Here is a 25230-nt window from a genome sequence, read left to right as displayed (position 1 = left end):
TTGCAGCGTATCGCTGGCAACCTTATGGGGCTGCAGCGGTCCCGCACTCATGAGCAGCGCAGGGATGGGAACCGACCCCACACTCCCCGCACCACGCACCTCGATAATCCCAACCGTGAATATAGCCCCTGCCAAAGGCTGGGCTGGCGACCTCAAACCGATTGCCGCTGAGGGTTTAACCGTACAAGCCTTTGCCAGTGGACTCGATCACCCGCGCTGGATGTATGTATTACCCAATGGCGATGTGTTGGTGGCGGAGAGTAATAAGCCGGCTAAGCCCAAAGGCAAGTTCAGCTTTAGAGGCTGGGCGATGGGTCAGGCGATGAAAACCGCTGGCGCTGGTGTACCGAGTGCCAACCGCATTAGCTTATTGCGCGATGCCGATGGGGATGGCGTCGCTGAAACGCGCACCGCCTTTCTGGAAGGCCTGAATTCACCCTTTGGTATGGAGTTAGTAGGCAACACACTATATGTCGCCAATACCGATGCGCTGGTGCGTTTCCCCTATCAACGTGGCGATACTAAAATCACCGCGCCCGCGGTTAAAGTCGCTGATTTACCCGCTGGCCCAATCAATCATCACTGGACTAAAAACGTCATCGCCAGTCGTGATGGCACCGATAAAAAGCTATACGTCACCATCGGCTCCAATAGCAATATTGCTGAAAATGGCATGGAGAACGAAGTGAAGCGCGCAGCGGTACTGGAAGTTGATACGGCCAGCGGCCAGACTCGCGTGTTCGCCTCGGGCCTGCGTAATCCCAATGGCTTGGCATGGCAGCCTCAAAGTGGTGAGCTATGGACCACGGTGAATGAGCGCGATGAGCTGGGGAATGATCTGGTGCCGGACTATATGACCTCGGTGAATGACGGAGACTTTTATGGCTGGCCATACAGCTATTACGGTCAGCGCGTCGATACCCGAGTTACTCCACAGCGCCCCAATTTAGTGGCTAAAGCCAAAGCACCGGACTATGCCTTAGGTGCCCACACTGCGGCATTGGGCTTAGCGTTTTATACCGGCTCGCTATTGCCAGAGAAGTATAAAAATGGGGCCTTTATTGGTTTACATGGCTCATGGAATCGCCAGCCGCGCAGTGGTTATAAAGTCGTGTTTGTGCCGTTTGTGAATGGCAAACCGCAAGGCTTACCGCAGGATATTTTAACCGGCTTTATCAGTGCTGATGATAAAGCACTGGGCCGTCCGGTTGGGGTATCTGTTGATAGGCGAGGTGGCGTTTTAGTGGCTGATGATGTCGGCAATATCATTTGGCGAATTCAGCGATAATCTTCATATGGCCTAACTCAGCCCAGCGCTCCCGATTGCCAACCACATAGAAATTTTGCTTGGCTCGGGAGACTGCCACATTCAATAAATTGACACTCGCCGTCGCCCAAGCTCTTGCGCCCTGTTGCTCGGGACTTGGCGCGCCTAACAACAGAATCACCGTTTGCGCTTCCTTGCCCTGAAAGGTGTGTACGGTGCCGATATTCTGCTGAATCCAGGACTCAGGGTCATTAATGCCATAAGCGGTTAAACGCTTTTTTTGTTGCCGGATTAGCCCGCGCATACGCTCCGCCACGATTCGAAAGGGTGAAATCACGAAAATATCGGCCTCAGCGCCAAAGGTTTCAAAGGCGCTCAGCAGCATGGTAGTAACCTGCTCACCCTCTGCCTCACACCATTTATCCTCAACGCTGCCCCGTATATCGAACCACTTCGCCTTTGCATTAAAAAATGAGGTCATCGCGGACTCTTTAGGCGGCGTGGCATGCACCATCAGGCCGTTATAGGCCATGCGGTTAACGATACTAAACATAGGATCTTCACAGCGCCGGTGTACCAAGAGCGGCGCGCCAATGCGGATTTTACTGAGATCACGCGCGATGGCCGCACCATAAGGATTGGCATTATCAGAGAGTGTTTGCACCGACGCATTGGGAGCCATCCACTGATTAGACTCGACGCCTAAGTGTTTGGATAAGCTCTCAACCAAAGCAGCTGGCAAGGGAGAAACTGGCTCGATCTGTAACGGGTCACCAACTGACATCACACGCTTTGCTCTGGCGATGGCACCTACTGCCGCCTGTGGTGTGGCTTGACCCGCCTCATCAATCAGCAACCAGCCAATACTTTCATCCGGCAAGTCTTTAAACATACGCCCAACCGAAGCAAAGGCCGTTGAGATAACCGGCGTAAGCAGAAACGCGGTTGACCAGAGGTGAGGCAGCAATTCCTTTTTATCCTCCGGCAAACGTCCACTTCCAAGGCAGTAAAAATACGCACTCAGATTTTGACGCACTTGCTTGGCGGAAGCATCGATAAATGCTTTATGCAGCTTGATAGCAGCAATGAACACATCATCGCGAATGCGTTGGGCTTCGGCTGTGTAGTTTGGGGTAAAGGTTTGCTGCGCCTTATGGCTTTGCGCCCACAACTCGGCAGTGACCAGCTTACCACCACAAATAGCCTCTTCGCCTTGCTGAGCGACCTGTGTGTTTTGCTGGGTAGTTCTCGCCTCTTCCAACGCTTTGTGTAAGTCGCTCAGTAGCCTCACTTGCTGCTTATAAACCTCAACGGCGGCATCGCGTTTCGCCTTGGCACGCTGCGCAATCGTTTGAACACCCTGTAAATGATCGACAAATAACTGATGCTGAGCTTTCCACTCCAACCAAGTCGCCCGCGCAAAGATACGTTTTAAAATATTTGGCTTTTGTGCTTCAAACTGCTGCTTTTGATTGCTAGCCTTATCGTAACGACTTTTGATTTTACGCAGCTCAGCAGTGAGCGTTTGCTTCACTTCTTGCGCCTCAGCCACGGGGATTGCTTGATCATCGCACCGAGCTTGTAGCTTGTTTATTTTCTTTTGTAAGGTCCCTGTTTTTTGGTACACCTTATAAGCGGCTTGCGCCTTGTCTCTGATTTCTTCCGACTTTTTAATCGATGTAGCAAAACGTTTACGTGCCCGCTCCCAGCGCTGCTTGGCCTCCTCATCACTTGCAGGCGGATCGCACTCTGCGACAATTTTAGGCACGACCTTTTTGCCACTCTCGCCAAGATCCAGCTCAAGCTGTTTGGTAATGGAGTAAAAATAGGCTTTTAACCCGCTCTCATCATCCCACCACGCTTTTTGTGTGAAGTTATTTCGATTGGTGGAATTGCCCAGTGCAGCGGCAATATTTCCCCAGGTTTGATTATCATCACTCAGCGAATTACTGATGGTTTTAAAGTAGTTCAGGCCCTTAATATCTTCCGCAATTTGATCACGCAGTGGCAGCTCTTTACTGATATTTTCAACGGCTTTGTTATTGCTGGAAGCCACCACGATTTCATGTCCTCGCAGCGATTCATCGAGGCGATAGAGATGCACAAAGCCATTACCCAGCTTCATTTCTCCGGCATGTTCGAAGGCATCATCGGTATTTTCAAAGGCAGACAGTGCAAGCGCCCGATCAACCAATACCGAGGCAACTATGTCGCGTAATAGCGTTGTTTTTCCGGTGCCCGGTGGGCCATTGACCGAGAATAAGCCTCCGTCTTTTAACTCTTGTCTGGCAAGGTTGACGGCGACTTGTTGGAGCAATACCAAGGCATGACGCCCTTTTCCAGGCCAGCGCCCCGGTGGCATATTTTGTGGCTGCAAGGCGCGCTCGACCTGAGCTTTACTCTTTAGCAAATCATGCTGGCGCTTGGGCTTGGTAATGCCCAAATACGCGCATAAGGCTGGATTGGCAGTGCCAGATTGAATGCTGTGCTTGGCTCGCTGGATATCCTCTAACAAGAAGCTATTAATAATCGCAGGGCTCGGCGCACCTTTTTTGGATGATTGATATTGCTGAATAGCAAAGCTTGGCGGGGTGCAGTCATCCAGTGGAATCTCACAATATTTAACTAGCCAGTCATAGGCCTCTTCGATTTCCAGCACTGTAAGCGGTAAAGCATTGCCCTCCTCATCCTGCTGGTAGATGAATTGCTCCAGCCCCTCTTTAAGCGTTTCTTCTGAGGCTTCCCATGACTTCAGTTCATGCAAATTCCCGTGCAAGGCTCGGCCATAAGCCCAGCCAAAACTGGACAGCGCCAAGCCCATTTCAGGCACGGGAATGCCATACTGATCGAGTATGATCAAACCCAGTACCGATTGACCACTGCTGCGTGATCCCTCAATTCGATCATCCTGATAGACAGACAATAGCTTTTCAGTGGCGCGCCCCAAGTCGACACTGCCAAGGTAAACGATGTAATACAGCTCGGTATTGGGGCGCGCCTCCTGACGTTGAAACCATGGCTCTTGATCGGTATCCAAGGAAACAATCGAACCACCAGCAGTCAGTAAATCCTTGGGTGCTTTGTAGGTTTGTGGCGAGAGCGCTTCAAGCGCCGTCCACGCATCGAGGATATTGTCTGCATGGCTCTGGCTTGAATTGTGTGAGGCGCTAGCAACTGATTTGGACATCGAATCAACCATTGAAAACGGGAGTTAAGTGTTGCAAGTAATCATCCAATGATTAGCGCGCAAACAAGCCGCCTAGTTTGTCATAAAACGGGCGCGTACTGAAAAACAATAAGTGATTTTAAAAACCAACGATGTGGTATGATTGCGGCGCTCTTTAAATGGGTAAACCCAAGATAAAAAGTTAGAAAAATCATGACTTTTCAGCTTGGTAAAAGAAAACTAATCAGGTAATACCATGAGTCAGAAAGACGATTTACTGAGATTGATTCAGGAAAAGAAGAACCAGTTGGCAAGCTCAAGCCGAGGCACTGAGGGTTGGAAAACTCGTAAGTCCCAGTCAATTGGTAGCGCACAGATTTCTAAAGTATCAGTGCTCACCCTGCAAAAAGAGATTAAAGAGTTATCTGAGCAAATCAGAAACTTAGCGAAGTAATCAGTTCGTGCCAGAGAACCTCCGGCACGGATTTTAAAAAGAAGATCATGAAAGATCATCGAAAATCCAGGTACCCCCGCATGACTCAGCCGTCATTATCCTTAGCCAGCAGCTTCACGCTGAGCAACGGACAAATCATCAAAAACCGCCTATTCAAATCCGCCATGAGCGAGCAGCTCGGCACTAAAGGCCACCACCCCACAGACGGATTGGTGACGCTTTACGGACGCTGGGCAAACGGTGGCATTGGTTTGTCGATGACTGGCAATATCATGATTAGCCGCACCGCACTTGGTGAGCCAAAAAATGTGGTATTGGATGAGCACAGCGATCTTGAAATATTCAAACGCTGGGCTGAAGCTGGAAAACAAAACGGCGCGCAGATCTGGACGCAACTCAACCACCCCGGTAAACAAATTCCGAGCTTTCTCAACAAAACACCCGTCTCGCCATCGGCTATTGCACTGGGCAAAGGGCTTGAAAAAGGCTTCAATACGCCAAGAGCGCTATTGGAAGCTGAGATTTTAGAGATCATCCAGCAATTTGCCACCAGCGCCAGACTCTCTAAAGATGCAGGATTTACCGGCGTGCAGATTCATGGTGCGCATGGCTATCTGGTCAGTCAGTTTTTATCACCTCGCCATAATACGCGGGATGATCAATGGGGTGGCTCGCTGCAAAATCGTATGCGTTTTGTGCTATCCGTGTATGAAGCCATTCGTGAACAAGTGGGCGACGACTTCCCTATCGGCATCAAGCTAAACAGTGCTGACTTTATGAAAGGCGGCTTCAGCGAAGATGACTCGATGGAAGTGGTGCAGGCATTGGCGAATGCCGGTATCAACTTGATTGAGATCTCCGGCGGCACCTATGAAAGCCCCTCCATGATGGGAAAAGGCGCGAAACAAAGCACGATCGATCGTGAAGCCTACTTCCTTGATTATATGGAAAAAGTGCGCAAGCTGGTGGATACTCCATTAGTGGTGACCGGCGGATTTCGAAGTGGCCCAGCCATGTTAGAAGCCCTGCAAAGTGGCGCGACTGATTTTGTTGGCTTGGCCAGAACCGTTGCCATTGATACTGAATTCCCGAATAAGCTACTCGCCGATGACCGCTACAGCATGACATTAAGTAATCCCTCTACGGGTAGCCGTGCAATGGATGCCATGGCTATGATTGGTATTACTTGGTACGAACAGCAGCTTGCGCGGATTGCCAACGGCAAAGACCCGAAAGCCAATTTGAGTGCTTGGAGCGTAGTTGCGAAAACACTGCTGGGAGCGGGTTTCTACGCGTTTAAAAAGCGTCGGGCATAAGCGCCCAAAGCTTCACTAGCATCGTGAAATTAGCGCCTTAAACAGCGAACTAACCTAATTTAACGTTGTTTGTTTTTCAGCGTTGATTTAATCAGCTTGCCAAAATCTTTGTCCTTCTTGCGCTTTTCCGAGTAGGACATTTGGTTAAAATCAGACTCTCTTTTAATCTTTAAGTAGTTTTGATAGCGCTCCTCTGATAGCTCACCCGCATTGATCGCCACCAACATCGCGCAGCCTTTTTCATTACTGTGTGAACAGTTCGCAAACTTGCACTGCTGTGAAAGTGGCGCTATTTCTGAGAAGGTTTCATCCAAGCCCTCATCGGCAGACACACTCCCAAGCTCTCTCATTCCCGGAGTATCTATAATCATCGCACCACTTTCTAAGCGCACCAATTGACGGCTAGTGGTGGTGTGTCGGCCCTTGCTTTGTATTTTACTGACTGCCTTGGTTTCAAACTCATCCTTGCCGACAATGCTGTTAAGCAAAGTGGTTTTCCCAACGCCTGAAGAGCCCAGCAAGCAATAAGTGAGTTCGCTTTTTAAGGATTGGATAATTGAATCAATACTCGCTTGGTTTAAGTTGCTAAATGCCATCACGGTTGCATTAGGCGCAACTGCCAACACCTTGTTCTTAATGTCGCTGATCTCATCCTCTGGCATCAGATCGCATTTGCTCAATAGAATGACCGGCTCGATACCAGCTTCATTGGCCATCACTAAATAGCGCTCCAATCTTCGTAGATTAAAATTATCGTTCAAGGATTGGATAATGAAGGCAACATCAATATTTGCCGCAATCAACTGATAATCAACCAGCTTTCCGACAGCCTTACGCTTTAGCAGTGTCTTTCTGGGAAACACGCCATAGATAATGGCATGAGTATCATCATCGTAAAAATCGGCATACACCCAGTCGCCCGTGGTCGGCAGCTCACTGGCAGAGTCAGTGCTGTAGAGCAGATTGCCAGAGAGCTCGGCGAATACCTCGTCCCCGCCCTTGGTAACGGTGAAGCTATCTTTATGCACAGACATAACCCGAGCAACCGCATGAGTAGCCAATTTTTGATCATCGACTCGGCTTGCAAACCACTCGCTATAACCGATGCTTTTCAGCTCACTCATCATAATGTTGTTTTCCTGTTAATGAGTGTTGATCACCCAATATCTTTCGCTTTCAGGTATGCCGCTTTCAGCCCTTGCTCGACAAAGTCCGCAAGCGGTGATGCCTTCATCGCCTCAAGTCCTGCTGCCGTGGTCCCAGCGTAATCAATCATAGCATTAACATGTTCTGTCGGTGATGCCTCCGACTCAGCAAGCACCACGCCACTGGAATGAAACAATTGACGAATCGCCCGCTCTGCAACCTTGGGGTCGATCTCATTTTTCACGGCATAGCCCACCATGCAATCGGCAAAGTAAGCCACAAAGCCCGGTACTGGCCCGATCAGTGCGGTGAAATGGTCAATCTGGTCTTCATTGGGGACTTCATCAGTCTGCCCAAAAGCACCAAACACACTACGCGTCCATTCACGGTCTTGGTCAGTGACGCCGGCACTCACGCACCAAGGCGAGTAAGCCAATCCAATATCAGCAGCGGGGTTTGATATGGCACGCACAACTCTGTCAGAGCCACTAAACTGCTGTAGCTGCTCGATAGACACACCCGCCATCACTGAAATAATCAAGCGGTTCTCTGCATGGATACCAATGGATGGCGCAAGGTGCGGCGGCACGGAGACTATCACAATATCGCAAGCATCGACTAGCGTTTGATTGCTACTCGTAAAGTGAATACCGGGACTCTCATCAAATCCGGCGGCATTACCCGAGCGGTTAGAGATCCACAGTTGCTCGGGGGTTAGGTAGCCATTGCGCAGTAATCCTTTCGCAATAGCACTACCTAGCGCGCCACTTCCGCCGATAATACCGACCGTAGGAACGGCGCTCATTGAGCAACCGTCTTGTGTGTATTCACCTGATTTTCTAACTCAGCGACCAGTGCTGGTGGTAACTGCAAACGCGCGGCGAGCATCGCCAGATAGGATTTCTCAGCGGCGGTATCCACATCGACCGCCAATAACGAGGCAATGTAAATTTCTGCCGCGACTTCGGGTGTGGTGGCGCTATTAATAATCGCATCCATATCGACCGGGTGACCCATTTCCTGCACCAGCAAATTCTGGCTCTCACTGTCCAAACCTAACGACTCAATCTTCTGGAAAATAGCTTGGCTCTCTTGAGCATCCAGTCGTCCATCGGCGCGGGCAACGGCAATCATTGAGCGCACTAATAGCAAGCCTAATTCATTATTCGCTGCCTGATCATCAATGGCTGGCATAAAGGCCGAGCCTGCGGGCGCTGCTGATAAGGTAGCCGGCGTGACTGAAATAGGCGTTGCCGTGGGTGTGGGCGCAAGCGGTGGCGTCGGGGAATTCGGCTGAGCAGCGCCTTGATTATTGTTGTACTGACGGTAAGCGGTGTAAGCCAACGCTCCAATCGCGGCAACGCCACCAAGTTTCAGCGCGTTTGAGCCCAGTTTTTTAGCCGACTTTTTGCTGATCATCTTGCTCGCTAATCCACCTGCCAGCCCTCCGGCCATACCACTTGCCGCGCCACTACTTAGAAAAGCACCTAACAGCTTGTTTACATCAACCATGGTCATACGCTCCAAAAATAAATAAAAAACTCTCAAATCATTATTAGTTTACGACAATTCAAAGCCTCGAAAAATTCGCTTAAACAGAATGAATAATTCGTAATACCCGAAGATAAATCACCGAAGCTGCGCGGCTAAGCCGAGGAAGGACATTGCCAATGAATTCGCTTATCGCTAGCAGGATGCTGAAAATACAAATCACTGGCATGCAATAACAAGCGATCTGCCATCTGCTCGCTGATGTCATTGTGATACAAATCGCAACCTAAAATCGGGTGACCCATTTCCAAACTGTGAATGCGTAGCTGATGTGTGCGTCCGGTGAGCGGCGTAAATTGCACCAAGCTCCGACGCGGGTGTTCCAGCCGCCTTAACACCGTGTAGTCACTCAGCGCAGCTTTACCTGTCTCATGGCAAATCTTCACCCGAGGAAATAGCAGTCTATCCTTGGCAATTGGCGCGCTAATCTGCCCCTGATCGTCAGCCACCCAACCCGCTAACATGGCGGTATAGCGCTTTTGAATGCTGCGTGCCTGAAACTGTTGATTGAGGTGTTTTGAAGCCGCTGCGTGCAAGCCCACCACCATAATACCGGAAGTACCAAAATCCAGGCGGTGGGGTAATTTTGCCTCGGGGAATGCTGGCGTCACACCCGCTTGGCCATGCACTAAGCGGTAATGTACTGAGTCCCAATTGAGTGGGTTCTTACCTGACAAGCTCAGCAGTCCACTGGGTTTATTGATCAACAGGATGTCATCATCCTGATACAGAATCTCGACAAACCCATCACAAACCGGAGCCAGAAAATCATCAATGATGCTGTGAACTGGCTCTCTAGAATCAAGCATTAAAGCTTCCTTTTATTGGCCGCCTCGTGAAAAGCGCTTTAACAGCTTAACCGCAGCCGAGGTATTTTGAACGGCGAAATCTTTATCCAACCTTCCACCAAAAGCATCATGAAATCCTTCCAGCTCATCTGGCGAGCAGCTCTCCAAATTCTTAAAGCCCATACTCCAATCCGGAAAGTCGCGCTCGGTAATTTCTTCTTCGATAAGCTTCACATGGCCGTTATTTCTTGGGTCTTTAACAATGATATTGTAAACCTCCTCAACCGCCTCCTTATCCCCCTCTAACACTTGGATGTAAACCGCATTGTCATACAACAGCATACCGGTAATATTCCGTCGGGTATTATTAGTGCGAGCGTGTTCCAATAATGCCTTTAAATCCTCTTCAGATGGCCAGCTTGTTGCGGTACTTATGTAGATTAAGTGAATCACTTGTTATTACCTTTTTATATATAAAACCTGCCTACTCTCATCTCAAAGTGGACAATTTATTGTGAACCTATTTCTTAATTTTAAGCTTGTTGCCCGAGTTTATCTACTTTAAGCGAAAGTAAGCAAGCCAGTCTTTAAGCCACTGCCAAGATAGCGCACGAACACACTGGCCGATCAGCTTGAATACATAGCACCGGCGACTTGATTGACAGCCCTACACGTTTAACCATACGATTCCCAACCATCCCTCACGCTGGCCGCTACATTGAAAATATTCTCCGTTAAAGAAATCCCAACCCTGAGCTGGAGTTCACCCTCGCCTTATAACTTGCGACCAACGCTACTGAGCTTCTTTTACTTAAACTTGGGATTGGTGTTATTTGGTTTGGGTGAAGCCTTGCTGATTACCAGCAACGCCGGCGTTAGCCCTTGGACCGTGCTGGCTCAAGGCATCGCCGGAAAAACTGACTGGAGTATTGGCTTCGTCACCATGCTAGTCAGCTTTACCGTGCTTGCCTTGTGGATACCGCTAAAGCAAAAGCCAGGCATGGGCACCATTTTAAATGCGCTGATTATAGCCTTTATGATCGACTTCTCCATTGACTTTCTGCCGCACCCTGAAACGCTTTTCTGGCAGCTGCTTCAATCGGTGATTGGCGTTGGAATTATTGGAATTGCCTCGGGAATTTACCTCACGGCCAACCTTGGCGCTGGCCCCAGAGATTGGTTAATGAAAGGATTGCAGGCTAAAACCGGCTTTCCAATTGCTAATATTCGAATTGGTATCGAAGTGACTGTGGTGTCTATTGGTTGGTACCTTGGCGGCGTGGTGGGCGTTGGTACGTTGCTATTTGCCTTTGGCGTGGGACCAAGTGTAGCCCTGGGGATTTTATTTGTGCGGCGGTTTTTATAGCTTCAAATTCTGATTAATTAGAGGTTGCGCTCTGTGAGCCAAAGCCAACCTCTAATCAATACATTGCATGAATTACTTAGGAACCTGTTACTAAATAATGGCCTATTTTAATAGTAGCAGTTACTGACTAGTCAGCTCTTCTTCTGCCCTAACCTGTCGCTCCACTCGCACCGTAAATAATGCTACCGATAAGGCACACGCACTTGCCACTACAATGCACAACACCAATGGCAAAGCACCCGACGTTTCAGTCAGCAAGAACCCAGCCGTTGCTGAAAATGCCGCCCCACCAAAGGTTAATATCGCCCCACCTAAGCCAGAGGCTGAGCCTGCCAAGCTGGGGTTTACATCCAGTAACCCCGCCGTAGCATTGGGCAGCACCATGCCATTGCCCAAACCAATGGAGAAGGTAAACAGGTAAAATCCAAGCGGATGAGAAACACCCGACAGGATCACAGCCAAACACGTGAGCATTGGTACCAGCACCAGCGAGCAGCCGATAATCAGCATCTTCTCCAGCCCCAGCACGCGGGAATAACGACCACTAATAAAGTTCCCCATGATGTAACCCATTGGAGTAAACACCAGGTACAAACCAATCTGCTCCGGCCCTAAGTGATACACCACCGACCCCACATAAGGCGCACCGCCAAGATAAGCAAAGTAGCAAGCGGCGGAAAATGCCGTCGTTAAGGAATAGCCCCAAAAGCGCCGCGACATGAGCAGCGCAGGATAGGCTTTAAACTGCTGCGTAAAATTGGCCGTGCGCTTCAGATTGGTTTCGCCGTAGTCAAAAAAGGTCAAGGCGAACACCAAAATGCCGCAGCCGGTTAACACATAAAAATTGGACTGCCAGCCAAAGGTTGCACCGAGGTAGCCACCCAATGGCGGCGTGAGCATAGGCGCCAGCGCCATGCCCATGGTGATATATCCGATCATACTGGCGGCTTTATCGCGCCCGACCATATCGCGTACTGAGGCTCGCGAGATTGCCGTGCCTGCTACCACCACCGACTGTATCAAGCGGTAAAACATAAACTCATTAAAGCTGGTGGCAATGGAGGCCCCCGCCGAGGCCAGAATGAAAATCAGCAAGGCAACCAATAACACAGGACGTCGACCAAAGCGGTCGGATAATGGCCCGATCACCAATTGCAGCAAACCAGTGAGCACCAGAAAGCCCGTCACCGCAAACTGCATCACCGAGTACGGCGTCTCAAAGTATTTCGCCATAGCAGGCAATGACGGTAGGAAGATATTCAACGGAATGGAGGCGACGGCAACCAGCGCAACCATCGTGCCAATTGAGGGTGGCGTGTTCTGGTGTAAGAAACGGGATTTGGGCAGCGTGCTCATGACAATATTACTCAATCTGGGGTCGGGTCGTCAGACTCGGCACATTGGGCGAGACAGTATATAGACCGATATCCCCCTGATGCAATACGTACCTCACCCTTGATTAAGCCGTGCAATCGATGACAACGTTTCCCTTTTTACGGCCCGTATCGACATAACGATGCGCCTCTGCCGTTTGTTCCAAAGGATAACTTCTGTCGATCACCGCTTTAATATCTCCAGCTTCAACGAGCGCACGCAAAAAGTTAAGATTTTCTTTGGTTTCCGCAGCCACACCGCAAATCAGGTTGCCTCTGAATAAAGAGGATAAGTTAGTAAGCAACCCAGTATTGATTAGAATGGCTTTCCCCTGCTCTGTTAGCTGCTGTTTACACTGATCAAAGCTGAGATTGCCGACCGTATCGAGAATCACATCGTAAGTTTCATTTTGCTGGGTCACGTCATCTTGGGTGTAGTCGATAACGGTTGTTGCACCTAAGGATTTAACTAAGTCAATATTGGCTGTGCTACACACCGTGGTGACTTCTGCACCAAGGTAGTTGGCCAGCTGGATGGCCGCCGTGCCAACCGCACCCGATGCTCCGTTAATTAGCACCTTTTGACCACACTGAAGATTGGCTTTTTCTTTAAGGAAATGGATTGCAGTCATGCCGCCAAAAATCACGGCGGCGGCTTGTTGGTGGTTGCTGTTACTTGGCTTGGCGACCAGCGCGGCGCTTTCGGATAAACAGGTATATTCCGCATTCGCGCCTAGCTTCATACCCGTAGTGCCGTAGACCAGGTCACCGGGTTTAAACAACGTCACCTCACTCCCAACGGATTCGATCTCGCCCGATACATCCATCCCTGAGATTTTGTTTCTTGGCTTGGTCAAACCAAAGACCAAACGAGTCGGTAGCCAAAAACCGATTGGCACCTTAAACGCGCGCAGCCGACAATCACCGGCGGTTACGCTGGAGGCGTGTATTTTTATAAGCACTTCGTCTTTTTTGGGAGCAGGCTTTTCAAGCTCGATCAGCTTAAGCACCTCAGGGCTGCCGTAATTAGTCCATGCGATCGCTTCCATAGATACTGTGCTCCTTTGGGAGTCGACACTTAAACAGGCCAACTCATGATCATCTGACCTTAGACGATATCCTTAAGACAGCGCCCTCGTGGCTCATCCCCTTCATATAACACAATTTCAGAATGAAGGAACTGCGCGGCCTCGGCGGAATCCTTAACCTTCGTCGCACTGCGCGCTAACATTTCGGATTCAAACTCAGTTAATACGCTCGCCCTGATGCCCTGCTCTTTCCATTTTGAGAACGGGCCGCAATTTTTAGAGATGCTACGCGCCAGTGCCAGCGCATCTAACAAGGCCTGATTCGCGCCTTGCCCTTTAAACGGACTCATGGGGTGTGCTGCATCGCCGATTAACGTGACTTTAGAACCCTGCTCCAATAACTCAGCCTTCAGCAACTCGCGGTCATACACGGGATAGCCAGAGACTTGCGCTTCCGAGGTTGCCGCCATAATCTGAGGAATGGGATCATGCCATTGCGTTCTACGGCAGGCCTCCGCCTTTAATGCTTTAACGCCTTGCGCACTCAATGCTTTCGCCTCGTCTTCAGGCATTGGAAAGCTCAGCTGCCACATGACTGAATCCGCGTCATAAGGCATCATATAAATACGTTCATGGCCATTGGCAGTTTGAAAAACGGTGGCCGAGTCCAGCAGCTCACTTTCAAGCCCATCCAGCGCCGCTAGCGGGCAAATACCCAAGATCACAATGCAGCCTAAGTAACGTAAGGGGCTAACTTCCTCATCGATTAGCAAGCGCCGTACTGAGCTGCGAATGCCATCCGCACCCACCACCAAATCCGCCTTGGCATGCTTTAGCTCACCATTTACCTGAAAGCTCAGATCAACGGCTTGGCCATTACCTTCAGATTGGCTCTCTTTAAAATCAACTAACTGATGCCCCCACTGCACCGCATCATCACCGCCAAGCTGCTCAAGCAATGCTAAGCGCAGAGCCTGTCGTGAGATATGCACATTGGTGCGCTTTACCGAGGCTTTTATATCGGACTCCACCCACTTGCGGATACCCCACTCACCAATCACTTTCCCATCGGTTGTGTGTACCACATGCCGGGTTGAAACCACGCCATCTGCCAGCGAGAAAACACCTAATCCTTCGATCGCTTTACTGGCTTGCTGCAAGGTAAGGCCATAGCCCTGCGAGCGCGCATTAAAGCCGCTATCACGCTCATACAAAGTAAAAGGAATACCGCGATGTAAGCAGGCTACTGCCAGCGCTACACCACCAATACCGCCACCAATAATGGCCACATGTGGATAGTTTTCAGTATCGACAACAGGAGGATTAGTCGCTGGAATTAAACCGGAACCGGCGCAATTCAAACAGGAATCAAGATGACCGATAGGACGAACCGGAGGCTCTCCTTCACTATTAGATTGGGCAAAGGCTTCTAGCGCTCGTTGGTAGCTAAGCCGTACTTTCTTGCGGAGTTTTTTACTTTTTTTGCCGCGCCCCTGACATGCCGGACAGGCCGCCCAGCTGGTCTTTTCATTGTCCAATTTTTTACGTCCCGGTTATTTAGGCTGATTTTAACGCCCTTTGGGGAGCTTGCCTATCATTATGGGGATTGGAGCAACGAAGGTAGATCGGAAACAAAAACACCGCCTTGATTGAATACAACCAAGGCGGTGCCGGATCAAGTTAATCGAGCTGACGCTTGATTACTTAGGCGCTTTAACAAAACGCAGGTAAGGCAGTTCGATATTTACTTCGCCGAACTTCTCTTTCGCCTGCTCATCGTTCAAGCCCAGACCAACGATCACATCCTGACCAGGTACCCAGTTTGCTGGTGTCGCAATGGACGCACCATCAGTGATTTGAATCGCATCCAAAGCACGTAAAATCTCAGCAAAGTTACGACCAACCGCCATCGGATAAGACATGGTCAAACGCACTTTCTTATCTGGACCAATGATGAACACAGTACGCACAGTTGCGCTATCAGCTGGTGTGCGGCCACTCTCAAGATACGCATCAGCAGGCAGCATATCGTACAGTTTAGAAACCAACAAAGACGTATCGTCGATGATTGGGAAATCCGCTGGCGCACCAGAGAAAGACTCAATGTCGCGCTTCCACTTCATGTGCTCTTCAACGTTATCTACTGAAACGCCCATGACCTTGGTGTTGCGCTTAGCAAACTCAGGCACTAGCTGTGCAACTGCACCGAACTCAGTGGTACACACTGGTGTGAAGTCTTTTGGGTGTGAAAACAGAATGGCATAGCTCTCGCCAATCCATGTGTGGAGGTTTAGTTCGCCTGCCGTTGAATCTACAGTGAAGTCAGGTGCGATATCGTTAATACGAATACTCATGATTGCATTTCTCAGTTGTTGTTTGTGTGGAGTAGAGTTTACGTTGAACGACTGGGAACTCATTGATATATATCAAAACAGCGTGAGGTCTGAAAATATCTTCACTTTCGAACAACCTGAGTGAAATCGCCGACGGATTTATGGCAGCTTTCTAAGCAAGATTTTTCATCAATAGCGATTCTTCTGCCTGTGACAGATAGCGCCACTTGCCGGACTCAAGGTCCAGATCAAAACTGCCAATGCTGATTCGCTTCAAATCCAACACCTTTAATGGCGTTCCAAACTTGGGGTCTTTCAGCGAGCCAAACAGACGGCGGATATGCCGATTTTTTCCTTCATCAATCCTCACCTGAAGCTTGGTTTTCGCACCGCCAAAACCTTTCACCTCGACGCTAAGCGCTTTGAGCAATTCACCTTTATTCTCAACGCCGCTCATCGCCATGGCAATGTGTTCGTCAGTGACATGCCCCCTCACCCAGATCTCGTACACCTTAATGCATTTTCCGGGCTGGGTGAGCGCATTGCCAAACTGGCCGTCATGGGTAAATAGCAGTAGACCTTTAGACTCCAGATCAAGGCGTCCGATCGGCATCCAGCTATTATCAAATACCCAATCGGGCAGCAGGTCATAAACTGTTTTTCGCCCGAGTTCATCTGAGCGCGTGACTACATAGCCCTTCGGTTTATTGAGTGCTAATAGGTTTTTTGAGTCGTTGCTTGGAGTATTCATTTGGGTGTTCGGTGTGCCTTGAGTTTAGAGTGTTTCACTTGCGGGCTTTGGGTCGTCCTTTGGCTCTTTCGCGACCACGTCCACGCCCTCGGCCTTTGGTGGGTTTAGGGCCGGCTTCAAAATTACCCCATTCATCATCCGATGGCACTTCCGGTGGTTTCTCAGTCGGCTCAAAGCCCGGAATAATCTCCCGCTTAAACTGACGGCCAAGCATCCGCTCAATCGACTGTAATTGCTTCGACTCATCCAAACTGACCAATGAAACGGCCAAACCAGACGTACCCGCCCGACCGGTACGGCCAATACGGTGCACATAATCCTCCGGCACATAGGGAAGATCCACGTTAATCACATAAGGGAGTTGGCTTACATCAAGGCCGCGAGCAGCAATATCCGTAGCAACCAGCACGGCAATCTCACCATTTCTAAAGCCTTCTAACGCGGCAGTACGCGCATGCTGGCTTCGGTTTGAATGGATTGACTCGGCACTAATATCCGCATCAATCAGCTGCTGCGACAATTCATCGGCACCACGACGGGTACGGGTAAACACCAACACTTGATGCCATTTATTCTTTTTGATTAGATGAATCAGCGCCTCAGTCTTGCGCACTTTATCGACCGGATGCAGGGTCTGCTTGATTGTGTCGCCGGTGCTGTTTGCAGCAGTCACTTCAATCACCAGCGGATCCTTTAACATGCCTTTAACCAGCGCTTTGATGGCTTTGGAGAGCGTCGCTGAAAACATCAAAGTTTGACGCTTGGCTGGCAGTAGCGTTTGGATGCGGCGGATATCGTCAATAAAGCCCAAATCCAACATGCGATCGGCTTCATCCAATACCAAGACCTCGAGATTATCGAAGTTAATCGCCTCTCGATCATAAAGGTCCAGCAAGCGGCCAGGCGTGGCAACCAGCACATCCAAACCGCCTTGCAACTGAGCGATCTGTTCCTCAATTCTTACTCCGCCATACACCACCGCAGAGCGCAGTGTTAAATGGCGGCTGTAAGTTTGAACATTGCTTGCAACTTGAGCCGCCAGCTCGCGGGTCGGCGCAATGACCAAGGCACGCACCTGCGAAGGTTGCGCACTTGGGCCAGCGGATAACAACTGCAACATCGGCAGCGTAAAGCCCGCAGTTTTGCCCGTGCCGGTGCGGGCAATTGCCATCACATCACGCTGGCTAAGCACTGCCGGAATCGCTTCCGCCTGTATGGGAGATGGCGTTGTGTAGCCTTGCTCGGTCACGGTTTTTAACAGCTCATCGCACAAGCCTAAAGCGCCAAATGACATTGGTAAACATTCCTTGGGATTGATTCATCTACAAGGAATGACTATGCCTGAATGTGCCCGCCTGGCATAGGGCTTAACACCGTAAAAAGCCCTTAATTAACACTAGAGAGCTTCTCTCCTACATCAACTGTATCAACCGTTTCAACGGCTGGCACTGCCGCAGGCGTTTCTTCCGGCAATACTAATGAAAGAATAATGGCTGACAACCCTGCCAAGGTAATTGGAGTAGCAACAACCTGCTTAATAAAGTCCGGCAGATGCTGAGTCGCATTTGGCACCAGCGTGACGCCCAAGCCTAAGCCAAACGAAATCGCCATAATATAAGCACTGCGACGGCCGATATGCTGAGTCGCCAATATCCTGATTCCGGCTACTGCAATGGTACCGAACAACACAACCGTTGCCCCGCCCAACACTGGCTTAGGAATCAACATAAACAAAGATCCGATGATGGGGAAGAAGCCCATAACCACCAAAATTCCGGCGATATATAAACCAACGTGACGGCTGGCAACGCCGGTCATTTGAATCACACCATTGTTTTGTGAAAAGGTCGTGTTGGGGAAGGTATTGAAGATTGCCGCGATACCGGAGTTGATACCATCACCTAAGATGCCGCCTTTAATGCGCTTCAGGTAGAGATCCCCTTCAACCGGCTGCCCGGAAATAACCGAGTTTGCCGTTAAGTCACCACTGGTTTCAATCGCGGTTACCAGGTAGATAAATGCAACCGGGATAAACAGGAAGAAATCAAAATCGATGCCGAACTTGAATGGCACAGGGATTGCCAACAGCTGTGCATTGCCCACGGATGAAAAGTCAACTTTACCCATCATGGCAGCCACGACAAAGCCAATGACTAGACCAATCATGATCGCAGAAATTCTAACCATCGGGCTACGAGAGAAGCTTAATACCAGAATCGAAACAACCACCAAAAAGCCCAAAAACAGATTCGGCAATGCGCCCAGCGTCTCACCGGCCTGTGCACCACCGGCAAAATCCGTGAAGCCCACCTTGATTAAACTCAGCCCGATTACCGTGATGACAATACCGGTAACCACAGGGGTAATGACCTTACGGAGCTTATGAACAAACTGGCTCAATATGATTTCGACCAGACAACCAAACAGCGACAGACCGAATAGCATGGCTAATATGTCTTCGGGGGTTCCTCCACGCGCCTTCACCTCAAAACCGGCGGCCAGCAATGAACCAAGAAAGGCAAAACTGGTACCCTGCAAACTGAGCAAGCCCGAGCCAACCGGACCGATGGTTTTGCACTGAATGAAGGTTGCGACTCCGGAGACGAATAAGGCCATAGCGATCAGGTAAGGAACGTGTTCCCCCAGACCAAGTACGCCACCAATGATCAGTGTTGGTGTTACGATGCCGACGATGGCCGCCAAAATATGCTGAGTGGCTGCCAACATACTGGGGCCAGGTGCTGGCACATCATCGAGTTGATACACCAGACCGGAGGATTTATTTTCTTCTGACATTGGGGTATTCCTTTTGTGAATTAAAATGTTGGGGCTACACGCCGTTCGTCGCCCTGTATATTATTCAATGCAAAATACATGCCACCTCAGATAATATTTTTATACCGCTATTCAATGACTTAAATAACACATCCAACACTTTCTACTGAATTGATGCACCGCAACAGTGCTCAATGGTCTTAAATAGTCAGCGATAAAAAAATTAGTCGCCTTCACGTTTCTTTCACACCCCCTATGCAAAGCTTCTCGACATACAACAATTGTATTTAGTCTTATCAGGAGCTACGCACATGAAAAAATTATTCGCAAAAGTTAAATCAGGGTTGCTTCTGGGGCTGATATCCATCCTTTACACCGGAGCATCTATGGCTGCCATCGAAGAACCAACTTATTCTGTTATTGAAAAATCTGGCGCATTTGAGTTGCGCGCCTACGAGCCGAAAATCATCGCTGAGGTGACCGTTTCAGGCAGTATGAAACAGGCGTCCAATAAGGGATTTAAAATGATTGCTGGCTATATCTTTGGTGGGAATACCTCTCAGCAAGGTGATGCTGAAAAGATCAGTATGACGACGCCGGTGACGATGGAACCCAGTGGCTCGGAGAAAATCAGCATGACTGCACCCGTCATGATGCAGCAAGGCGATAGCCAATGGCGTGTTCACTTTGTGATGCCGAGCAAATACACCATGGCAACGCTGCCTAAGCCAAATAACTCAGAGGTGACGCTTAGGGAAATACCGAAGCAGAACTATGCGGTGATTCGTTTTTCAGGGCTTGCAGGGCCACAAAAAGTGGCGAATATGACGGCAAGTTTGGAGAAGTGGTTGGCGACTAAGAACATCACGCCGACAGGAAAACCGGAGTTATCGCGTTATGACCCACCTTGGACTATACCGCTATTTCGTCGTAATGAGGTGATGGTTGCTTATTAGCAGCCCGCCCTCTCCACCTCAAACCCGACGATATTCCGATTGTCCTTACTAAACTCCACGCCAATCATATGAATTGCTTGACCTAAGTGGTGGTATTTATCGGCATATGCCTTGTCTTTAATTTGTTGCAAGGCATTGCCTTCAGGCACCAGTTCAACCACCTTAAACTCAAAAATATACACCTGCTGGTTGAATTTAAGCGTCATATCAATACGACCTAAATTGGTGCTGTCTTCTACCGTGACATCCAAGCCCAGCGCGGCAAAGTAGGAATAGAACACGCTGGCGTAGTAGCCTTCATAATTCTGAATCTCATTCTTTGAATACCATTGGTAAGGAATGCTGGCGAAGAAGCTATGGAAAAGCCGCTTGAGCCCATCGAAATCATTCGCCATTAGTAATGCGTAAAGACTCATTCGCTGAGTGACTTGGGCATCGGAGTTTTGAGTGAGATACTGTAGCAAGCTATTGTTTAAGCTCTGGTACACCTCTTTATTCGGGTAGCCCAATTGATAGAAGTAACTACCGCCCAGGTTTTGTGTGCTTTTGATGGTCAGGTAACCGGTTTGAAACATTACCGCTTCAATCGGCATGTGTTCCAGATCAAAGCTGGACAGCAAAGTGTCATCGCTAAAGCGGGTTGCAAGGTTTGGCGTGGCAACTTGCTGCTGGCTAATCAGGTCGACCAAAAAGGTCGGTGTTCCGGTTTCAAACCAGTAGTTCCTGAAAGCGCGATTATCGAATAACTTTAAAATATCAAACGGATTATAAACCCCCTCTCCCAGCCAGTTATAACCGTTATACCACTCCTTGATTTCCTGACGGTCCAAGCCCTCTATTTCCGTTGAAAATACCGTATCAATATCATGATCCGTATACCCACAAATGGTCGAATAGCGAGAATCTAAAGTGATATCATTCAAGTTATTTAAGCCCGAAAACAGGCTCACTTTGGAAAACTTACTGACCCCAGTCAAAAAACTAAACTTGATATGCGCATCGTAATCTTTAATCGTACTGTAAAAGCCACGCAAGAAATCACGATTTTTACGAGCAACCTCTGGCTGATTAATCGCATCTAAAATAGGCTTGTCGTACTCATCAATCAGTATCACAACCGATTGGCCAGCCCGCTGCTCAACATGACTGATCAACTCTTTAAACCGGCCAGCGCAGGAGATGCTATCCGGCTTGAAATTCGCCGCTTTCTCCAGACTACTCAGCTGCTCTTCAACTTGTTGTTGCAGGCTTTCCTCAAGGGTGAAATTGCCACTGCCGAAGGTTAGACGCAGAACTGGATATTTGATTGACCAATCCCAGTTCGGATGGATGTCCAGCCCCTGAAATAATGCCTCATTACCCTCAAACAACTCCTTGAGGGTATCCAGAAACAAGCTCTTACCAAACCGCCGAGGACGCGATAAAAAGTAATGCGTCCCGTTATTGATTAACGACAAAGCCAGTGCCGTTTTATCAACATAATAATACTGGCCCTGACGTATTTTAGAGAACGTTTGGATGCCAATCGGGAGCTGTTTTCGTTGTACCATATCTGCAGTGAAGCCTTAAACTTAGTAGGCTCAGTTTACCACGGACTATTGCACACAGGCGCGCTTAATATCCCTGTACTTAGCTTGGCTAAGTGTAGCTAGCCTTTATAGCGTTCCATTTAATTAGTGTAACAATTCTTACAGTAATAAATATTACAGTACAGCGCCCTTCGTTAGCATCAACAAAGAGCGCTACACCCAAACCCAAAACACTAATAATACTTAAGCGTAGTCGCCTTCCCATGAAACACCCGATACGAGAATATCGTGTAGAACAAGATCACTGGGATAACAATCACCGCGCCATACAAAATAAAGCCTAACGACTCAGTCGCACTCGCCGCTTCCCAAATATCCAAACGACCCGGAACAATCTCCGGAAAGAAGCTAAACGCCAACCCACTAAAGCTCAGTATAAAAATCAGCACCACAAACACAAATGGCACCCAACAGTGGCGATCATTGGCTTTCGGTAAGCGCTTCAGCAGCATGTCGTTAAACACAAAGCTTAAGATCGTTAACATAGGTATTAATAATGAAAACATCACCAACGGGAAATCAAACCAACGGTCAAACACATCGGGATTGATCCACGCATTCACCAGCGATACTGAAATAACCCCCATAAAAGTCGCCCAGCCAGAGTAACGTGCCAACCGTATCGAACGCTTCTGTAGTTCACCGTCTGTTTTCATAATCAGCCATGCCGCGCCGATATACGAATAAGCCGCCGTCACACACACGCCACTCAGCAGGCTAAATAGAATCGCCGCCGTGCTCTCATCAAAGCCCAGCACATACTGCCCTAGCATATAGCCTTGAGTCAGCGTGGTCGCCAAAGATCCCAGCATAAACACCTTATCCCAAGCGGCTTTATGACTGACTGCCGCTTTGGCTCTAAAGTCGAACGCAACCCCTCGCATAATCAAGCCCACCAGCATTAATGAGGCGGGAATATACAACTCAAAGAGCACGATACTGTGAGCTGCCGGAAAGGCGATTAGCAACAAACCAATCGCCAATACTAGCCACGTCTCATTAGCATCCCAAAACGGACCAATAGACGAGATCATTACATCCCGCTGCGCCTCGTGCGCTTTGCCTTGAGGCAGTAGCAAACCGACTCCAAGATCGTAGCCATCTAAAATGGCATAGACTAAAACCGAAAAGCCCATTAGCCCCACAAAAATGACTGGGAGCCACTCTGCATAAGTCATCTCACTCATTGTGCTACTCCTTCGTTTTTGCCTGCATTTGTATTATCAATTTTAGACCAGCGTGGGCTTTCATTCGCCGCATACTCTTTGACTTCAACAGCGCGTTTAGCCATCGAAATTAAGGTATGGATATAAGCCCACATCAGCACCACATACACCGTGCAATACATCGCCAAGGTAAAGCCAACATGACTCGCCGCAATGGGCGTGACAGCATCCGCTGTCATTAAAATCCCCGTGACTAACCAAGGCTGACGGCCGGTTTCGGTCACATACCAACCGGCTAAGGTGGCGACCCAACCCGAGAAGGTCATCGCTAAGACCACACGGAGCATCCAGCGTGGTAACTCCTTTTTCTTGCGCAAGGTATAGACCCCGGCCCACGAAACAAGAAGCATCAGCAAACCGGTTCCGATCATGACTCTAAAGCTAAAGAACACAGGCTTTACCGGCGGGTGGTTGCCTTCAAACTCATTTAAGCCTTGTACCTCACCATTCAAATCATGCGTCAGAATTAAGCTGGTCAGCTTGGGAATAGACACCTCATAGTCGTTACTGCGGGTTTCTTCATTTGGAATCCCAAACAGTACAAGTGGTACACCCTTCTTAGTTTCCCAATGCCCTTCCATGGCTGCGACTTTCTGAGGCTGATGTTCCAGCGTATTTAAGCCGTGCATATCACCCACAAAGATTTGCAGTGGAATGATCAACGCCGCGGTGAGCAGACCGGTTTTTAAAGCCACTCTAGGCGCACGCTTGGTATCGCCTTTGAGCAAACGATACGCTGAAGTCCCCGCGATAAAGAATGACGCGGTTAACGCAGATGCCAGCAGCATGTGACTCAAACGGTACGGGAATGATGGATTAAAAATGATCGCCCACCAATCCACCGGAAATGCCACGCCATCGCGCATTTCAAAGCCCGTTGGCGTATGCATCCATGAGTTAAGTGCCAAGATCCAAAATGCGGAGAATGTGGTTCCAATCGCCACCATAATGGTCGAGAAGGTGTGCAACTTACTAGAGATGCGATCCATTCCAAACAGCATGACACCGAGGAACGTCGCCTCAAGGAAGAAGGCGGTTAACACCTCATAACCCAGTAGCGGCCCTGCAATATTACCGACCGTTTCCATAAAGCCCGGCCAGTTAGTACCAAACTGAAACGACATGGTAATACCACTCACCACACCCAGTGCGAAGGTGAGCGCAAACACTTTGACCCAGAAGCGATAAACCCGCATCCAGACCGGTTCGCCGGAGATTTCATGGCGAACTTTGAAATAAACCAAAAACCAACACATGGCAATGGTGATGGTGGGAAACAGAATGTGAAAGCTGATATTAGCCGCAAACTGTATCCGCGATAGCATCAGTGTATCGAGTTCCATAACGTAAGCTTCCTATTAGTAATTGAATTCTGTGGTTACTTCTTGAGTAACTTATCTTTGATATCTAACACTTTGCCGACCCCCGTACCGAGCTTGACTAAGCGCTCAAGGTTTTCGGGTGACATATTTTGAAATTCGTTGGACCATGTGGTTGCCTGCTCCAGTAAGTCATGCAACTCTCTGATTCGCGTCTGCGCATATTCATCTTTAGTGCTGCTAGGCTCTTCCAATAAGGCACTGCGCAACACCGTCAGCGTTGGGTCAATCTCACGCTTACGGCGTTCTTCCATCACGGTTAAGGCCATCGTCCAGATATCCGCCATCGGCTTGTAATACTCCTTGCGATCACCCTGGATATGGACGGGTTTGATCAAGCGCCAAGACTGCAACTCTTTAAGCCCCATGCTCACATTGCCGCGCGAGATACTCAGCGCCTCTGCGATATTCTCCGCATTTAACAGCTCCTCATTGACGATAAGCAGCCCGAGAATTTGCCCGACAGTGCGGTTAAACCCCCAGCGGTTACCCATTTCACCAAAGTGCAGAACAAAGCTTTGAGTCATCTCAGTCATTTTCATTTTATGTAGTCGCCTAAAGTTTCAGAAATTATTGAAACTTTAGAACAAACAGTATTGGCAATAAAGAAACCACTAGATCTGTAGGCCAGTCAGAAGGGAAAATTGTGGGAATTGATGTGGGTGTGTCGCGTGGAGAACCGACCAATAGCTAATGATTGGTCGGTGCAATATGAGGTTTAGCCTACTAAGTATGACGGAGGGTGAGCCGACTATCAGCCGGCCCC

General features: G+C 49.1%; 22 protein-coding genes. 5 read left to right on the top strand and 17 right to left on the bottom strand.

Features of this window, described 5'->3' with window-relative positions:
- Positions 1 to 49: 49 nt before the first annotated feature.
- Complete coding sequence (locus tag LEUMU_RS0105585; RefSeq protein WP_245570685.1) at positions 50 to 1288, top strand: PQQ-dependent sugar dehydrogenase; 1239 nt, start codon at positions 50 to 52, stop codon at positions 1286 to 1288.
- Here the strand turns inward: LEUMU_RS0105585 and LEUMU_RS24825 are convergent.
- The gene (locus tag LEUMU_RS24825) at positions 1266 to 4454 is read right to left on the bottom strand and encodes a DEAD/DEAH box helicase (protein WP_169446376.1); all 3189 of its coding nucleotides are present in this window, start codon (positions 4452 to 4454) and stop codon (positions 1266 to 1268) included. The genes LEUMU_RS0105585 and LEUMU_RS24825 overlap by 23 nt on opposite strands.
- A 235-nt stretch (positions 4455 to 4689) precedes the next feature.
- Between LEUMU_RS24825 and LEUMU_RS0105575 the strand changes: the two genes are divergently transcribed.
- Both LEUMU_RS0105575 and LEUMU_RS0105570 read left to right on the top strand, forming a co-directional pair.
- Positions 4690 to 4887: a hypothetical protein gene (locus LEUMU_RS0105575; RefSeq protein WP_022951289.1), complete on the top strand. Its 198-nt coding sequence runs from the start codon at positions 4690 to 4692 to the stop codon at positions 4885 to 4887.
- An 80-nt stretch (positions 4888 to 4967) separates the two neighbouring features.
- Positions 4968 to 6203: an NADH:flavin oxidoreductase/NADH oxidase family protein gene (locus LEUMU_RS0105570; RefSeq protein ID WP_022951288.1), complete on the top strand. Its 1236-nt coding sequence runs from the start codon at positions 4968 to 4970 to the stop codon at positions 6201 to 6203.
- A 59-nt stretch (positions 6204 to 6262) separates the two neighbouring features.
- Here LEUMU_RS0105570 and rsgA read toward each other — a convergent pair whose 3' ends face one another.
- The 5 genes from rsgA to LEUMU_RS0105545 all read right to left on the bottom strand — a co-directional run bounded on the left by rsgA (position 6263) and on the right by LEUMU_RS0105545 (position 10141).
- Positions 6263 to 7330, bottom strand: a complete 1068-nt coding sequence (rsgA, locus tag LEUMU_RS0105565) for a ribosome small subunit-dependent GTPase A (protein ID WP_022951287.1) — start codon at positions 7328 to 7330, stop codon at positions 6263 to 6265.
- A gap of 29 nt (positions 7331 to 7359) precedes the next feature.
- A complete protein-coding gene (locus LEUMU_RS0105560) occupies positions 7360 to 8154 on the bottom strand; it encodes a pyrroline-5-carboxylate reductase family protein (protein WP_022951286.1) in 795 nt (264 codons plus the stop codon).
- Positions 8151 to 8861, bottom strand: a complete 711-nt coding sequence (locus LEUMU_RS24820) for a tellurite resistance TerB family protein (RefSeq protein ID WP_022951285.1) — start codon at positions 8859 to 8861, stop codon at positions 8151 to 8153. Before LEUMU_RS24820 ends, LEUMU_RS0105560 begins: the two co-directional genes overlap by 4 nt.
- A 134-nt stretch (positions 8862 to 8995) precedes the next feature.
- Complete coding sequence (locus LEUMU_RS0105550; protein ID WP_022951284.1) at positions 8996 to 9709, bottom strand: RluA family pseudouridine synthase; 714 nt, start codon at positions 9707 to 9709, stop codon at positions 8996 to 8998.
- 12 nt (positions 9710 to 9721) lie between these two features.
- Positions 9722 to 10141: a BLUF domain-containing protein gene (locus LEUMU_RS0105545; protein ID WP_022951283.1), complete on the bottom strand. Its 420-nt coding sequence runs from the start codon at positions 10139 to 10141 to the stop codon at positions 9722 to 9724.
- A 265-nt stretch (positions 10142 to 10406) separates the two neighbouring features.
- Between LEUMU_RS0105545 and yczE the strand changes: the two genes are divergently transcribed.
- The gene (gene yczE / locus LEUMU_RS0105540) at positions 10407 to 11054 is read left to right on the top strand and encodes a membrane protein YczE (RefSeq protein ID WP_022951282.1); all 648 of its coding nucleotides are present in this window, start codon (positions 10407 to 10409) and stop codon (positions 11052 to 11054) included.
- Positions 11055 to 11174: 120 nt separating this feature from the next.
- On the opposite strand, the gene LEUMU_RS0105535 is transcribed toward yczE, so the two are convergent.
- From LEUMU_RS0105535 to LEUMU_RS0105505, 7 genes are all read right to left on the bottom strand, one after another.
- Positions 11175 to 12410 carry a multidrug effflux MFS transporter gene (locus LEUMU_RS0105535; RefSeq protein ID WP_022951281.1) on the bottom strand — a complete coding sequence of 412 codons (1236 nt, stop codon included), beginning with the start codon at positions 12408 to 12410 and terminating at the stop codon, positions 11175 to 11177.
- A 103-nt stretch (positions 12411 to 12513) separates the two neighbouring features.
- Entirely contained in the window at positions 12514 to 13476 is a 963-nt protein-coding gene (locus LEUMU_RS0105530) for an NAD(P)-dependent alcohol dehydrogenase (protein WP_022951280.1), read from the bottom strand.
- A gap of 59 nt (positions 13477 to 13535) precedes the next feature.
- Positions 13536 to 14993, bottom strand: a complete 1458-nt coding sequence (locus LEUMU_RS0105525) for an FAD-dependent oxidoreductase (protein WP_022951279.1) — start codon at positions 14991 to 14993, stop codon at positions 13536 to 13538.
- Between the two features lie 162 nt (positions 14994 to 15155).
- Positions 15156 to 15809: a peroxiredoxin gene (locus LEUMU_RS0105520; protein WP_022951278.1), complete on the bottom strand. Its 654-nt coding sequence runs from the start codon at positions 15807 to 15809 to the stop codon at positions 15156 to 15158.
- 151 nt (positions 15810 to 15960) lie between these two features.
- Positions 15961 to 16539: a pseudouridine synthase gene (locus LEUMU_RS0105515; protein ID WP_022951277.1), complete on the bottom strand. Its 579-nt coding sequence runs from the start codon at positions 16537 to 16539 to the stop codon at positions 15961 to 15963.
- Between the two features lie 34 nt (positions 16540 to 16573).
- On the bottom strand, positions 16574 to 17833 hold the full coding sequence (locus tag LEUMU_RS0105510; protein WP_022951276.1) for a DEAD/DEAH box helicase: 1260 nt from the start codon (positions 17831 to 17833) through the stop codon (positions 16574 to 16576).
- A gap of 92 nt (positions 17834 to 17925) precedes the next feature.
- Positions 17926 to 19335 (bottom strand): uracil-xanthine permease family protein, encoded by a 1410-nt coding sequence (locus LEUMU_RS0105505; protein WP_022951275.1) that lies wholly within the window; start codon positions 19333 to 19335, stop codon positions 17926 to 17928.
- Positions 19336 to 19625: 290 nt separating this feature from the next.
- On the opposite strand from LEUMU_RS0105505, the gene LEUMU_RS0105500 reads away from it, so the two are divergent.
- Positions 19626 to 20270 (top strand): SOUL family heme-binding protein, encoded by a 645-nt coding sequence (locus tag LEUMU_RS0105500; RefSeq protein ID WP_022951274.1) that lies wholly within the window; start codon positions 19626 to 19628, stop codon positions 20268 to 20270.
- Here the strand turns inward: LEUMU_RS0105500 and LEUMU_RS0105495 are convergent.
- The 4 genes from LEUMU_RS0105495 to LEUMU_RS0105480 form a co-directional block, all read right to left on the bottom strand.
- Entirely contained in the window at positions 20267 to 21820 is a 1554-nt protein-coding gene (locus LEUMU_RS0105495) for an ATP-binding protein (protein ID WP_022951273.1), read from the bottom strand. The genes LEUMU_RS0105500 and LEUMU_RS0105495 overlap by 4 nt on opposite strands.
- A 212-nt stretch (positions 21821 to 22032) precedes the next feature.
- A complete protein-coding gene (gene cydB / locus LEUMU_RS0105490) occupies positions 22033 to 23046 on the bottom strand; it encodes a cytochrome d ubiquinol oxidase subunit II (protein WP_022951272.1) in 1014 nt (337 codons plus the stop codon).
- Positions 23043 to 24428, bottom strand: coding sequence for a cytochrome ubiquinol oxidase subunit I (locus LEUMU_RS0105485; RefSeq protein WP_022951271.1), 1386 nt, complete (start codon positions 24426 to 24428; stop codon positions 23043 to 23045). Before LEUMU_RS0105485 ends, cydB begins: the two co-directional genes overlap by 4 nt.
- 35 nt (positions 24429 to 24463) lie before the next feature.
- Positions 24464 to 25006 (bottom strand): GbsR/MarR family transcriptional regulator, encoded by a 543-nt coding sequence (locus LEUMU_RS0105480; RefSeq protein WP_022951270.1) that lies wholly within the window; start codon positions 25004 to 25006, stop codon positions 24464 to 24466.
- Positions 25007 to 25230: the final 224 nt, after the last annotated feature.

The organism is Leucothrix mucor DSM 2157, assembly GCF_000419525.1.
GTDB lineage: Bacteria > Pseudomonadota > Gammaproteobacteria > Thiotrichales > Thiotrichaceae > Leucothrix > Leucothrix mucor.
Note: the sequence above shows the minus strand (reverse complement) of the source record. Positions and strands in the feature narration are given on the sequence as shown.

What these genes read in the sequence shown, in the direction of transcription:
- LEUMU_RS0105585 (WP_245570685.1), top strand. Translation starts at nt 50, where the DNA reads ATGAGCAGCGCAGGGATGGGAACCGACCCCACACTCCCCGCACCACGC.
- LEUMU_RS24825 (WP_169446376.1), bottom strand. Translation starts at nt 4,454, where the DNA reads ATGTCCAAATCAGTTGCTAGCGCCTCACACAATTCAAGCCAGAGCCAT.
- LEUMU_RS0105575 (WP_022951289.1), top strand. Translation starts at nt 4,690, where the DNA reads ATGAGTCAGAAAGACGATTTACTGAGATTGATTCAGGAAAAGAAGAAC.
- LEUMU_RS0105570 (WP_022951288.1), top strand. Translation starts at nt 4,968, where the DNA reads ATGACTCAGCCGTCATTATCCTTAGCCAGCAGCTTCACGCTGAGCAAC.
- rsgA (WP_022951287.1), bottom strand. Translation starts at nt 7,330, where the DNA reads ATGATGAGTGAGCTGAAAAGCATCGGTTATAGCGAGTGGTTTGCAAGC.
- LEUMU_RS0105560 (WP_022951286.1), bottom strand. Translation starts at nt 8,154, where the DNA reads ATGAGCGCCGTTCCTACGGTCGGTATTATCGGCGGAAGTGGCGCGCTA.
- LEUMU_RS24820 (WP_022951285.1), bottom strand. Translation starts at nt 8,861, where the DNA reads ATGGTTGATGTAAACAAGCTGTTAGGTGCTTTTCTAAGTAGTGGCGCG.
- LEUMU_RS0105550 (WP_022951284.1), bottom strand. Translation starts at nt 9,709, where the DNA reads ATGCTTGATTCTAGAGAGCCAGTTCACAGCATCATTGATGATTTTCTG.
- LEUMU_RS0105535 (WP_022951281.1), bottom strand. Translation starts at nt 12,410, where the DNA reads ATGAGCACGCTGCCCAAATCCCGTTTCTTACACCAGAACACGCCACCC.
- LEUMU_RS0105530 (WP_022951280.1), bottom strand. Translation starts at nt 13,476, where the DNA reads ATGGAAGCGATCGCATGGACTAATTACGGCAGCCCTGAGGTGCTTAAG.
- LEUMU_RS0105520 (WP_022951278.1), bottom strand. Translation starts at nt 15,809, where the DNA reads ATGAGTATTCGTATTAACGATATCGCACCTGACTTCACTGTAGATTCA.
- LEUMU_RS0105515 (WP_022951277.1), bottom strand. Translation starts at nt 16,539, where the DNA reads ATGAATACTCCAAGCAACGACTCAAAAAACCTATTAGCACTCAATAAA.
- LEUMU_RS0105510 (WP_022951276.1), bottom strand. Translation starts at nt 17,833, where the DNA reads ATGTCATTTGGCGCTTTAGGCTTGTGCGATGAGCTGTTAAAAACCGTG.
- LEUMU_RS0105505 (WP_022951275.1), bottom strand. Translation starts at nt 19,335, where the DNA reads ATGTCAGAAGAAAATAAATCCTCCGGTCTGGTGTATCAACTCGATGAT.
- LEUMU_RS0105500 (WP_022951274.1), top strand. Translation starts at nt 19,626, where the DNA reads ATGAAAAAATTATTCGCAAAAGTTAAATCAGGGTTGCTTCTGGGGCTG.
- LEUMU_RS0105495 (WP_022951273.1), bottom strand. Translation starts at nt 21,820, where the DNA reads ATGGTACAACGAAAACAGCTCCCGATTGGCATCCAAACGTTCTCTAAA.
- cydB (WP_022951272.1), bottom strand. Translation starts at nt 23,046, where the DNA reads ATGAGTGAGATGACTTATGCAGAGTGGCTCCCAGTCATTTTTGTGGGG.
- LEUMU_RS0105485 (WP_022951271.1), bottom strand. Translation starts at nt 24,428, where the DNA reads ATGGAACTCGATACACTGATGCTATCGCGGATACAGTTTGCGGCTAAT.
- LEUMU_RS0105480 (WP_022951270.1), bottom strand. Translation starts at nt 25,006, where the DNA reads ATGAAAATGACTGAGATGACTCAAAGCTTTGTTCTGCACTTTGGTGAA.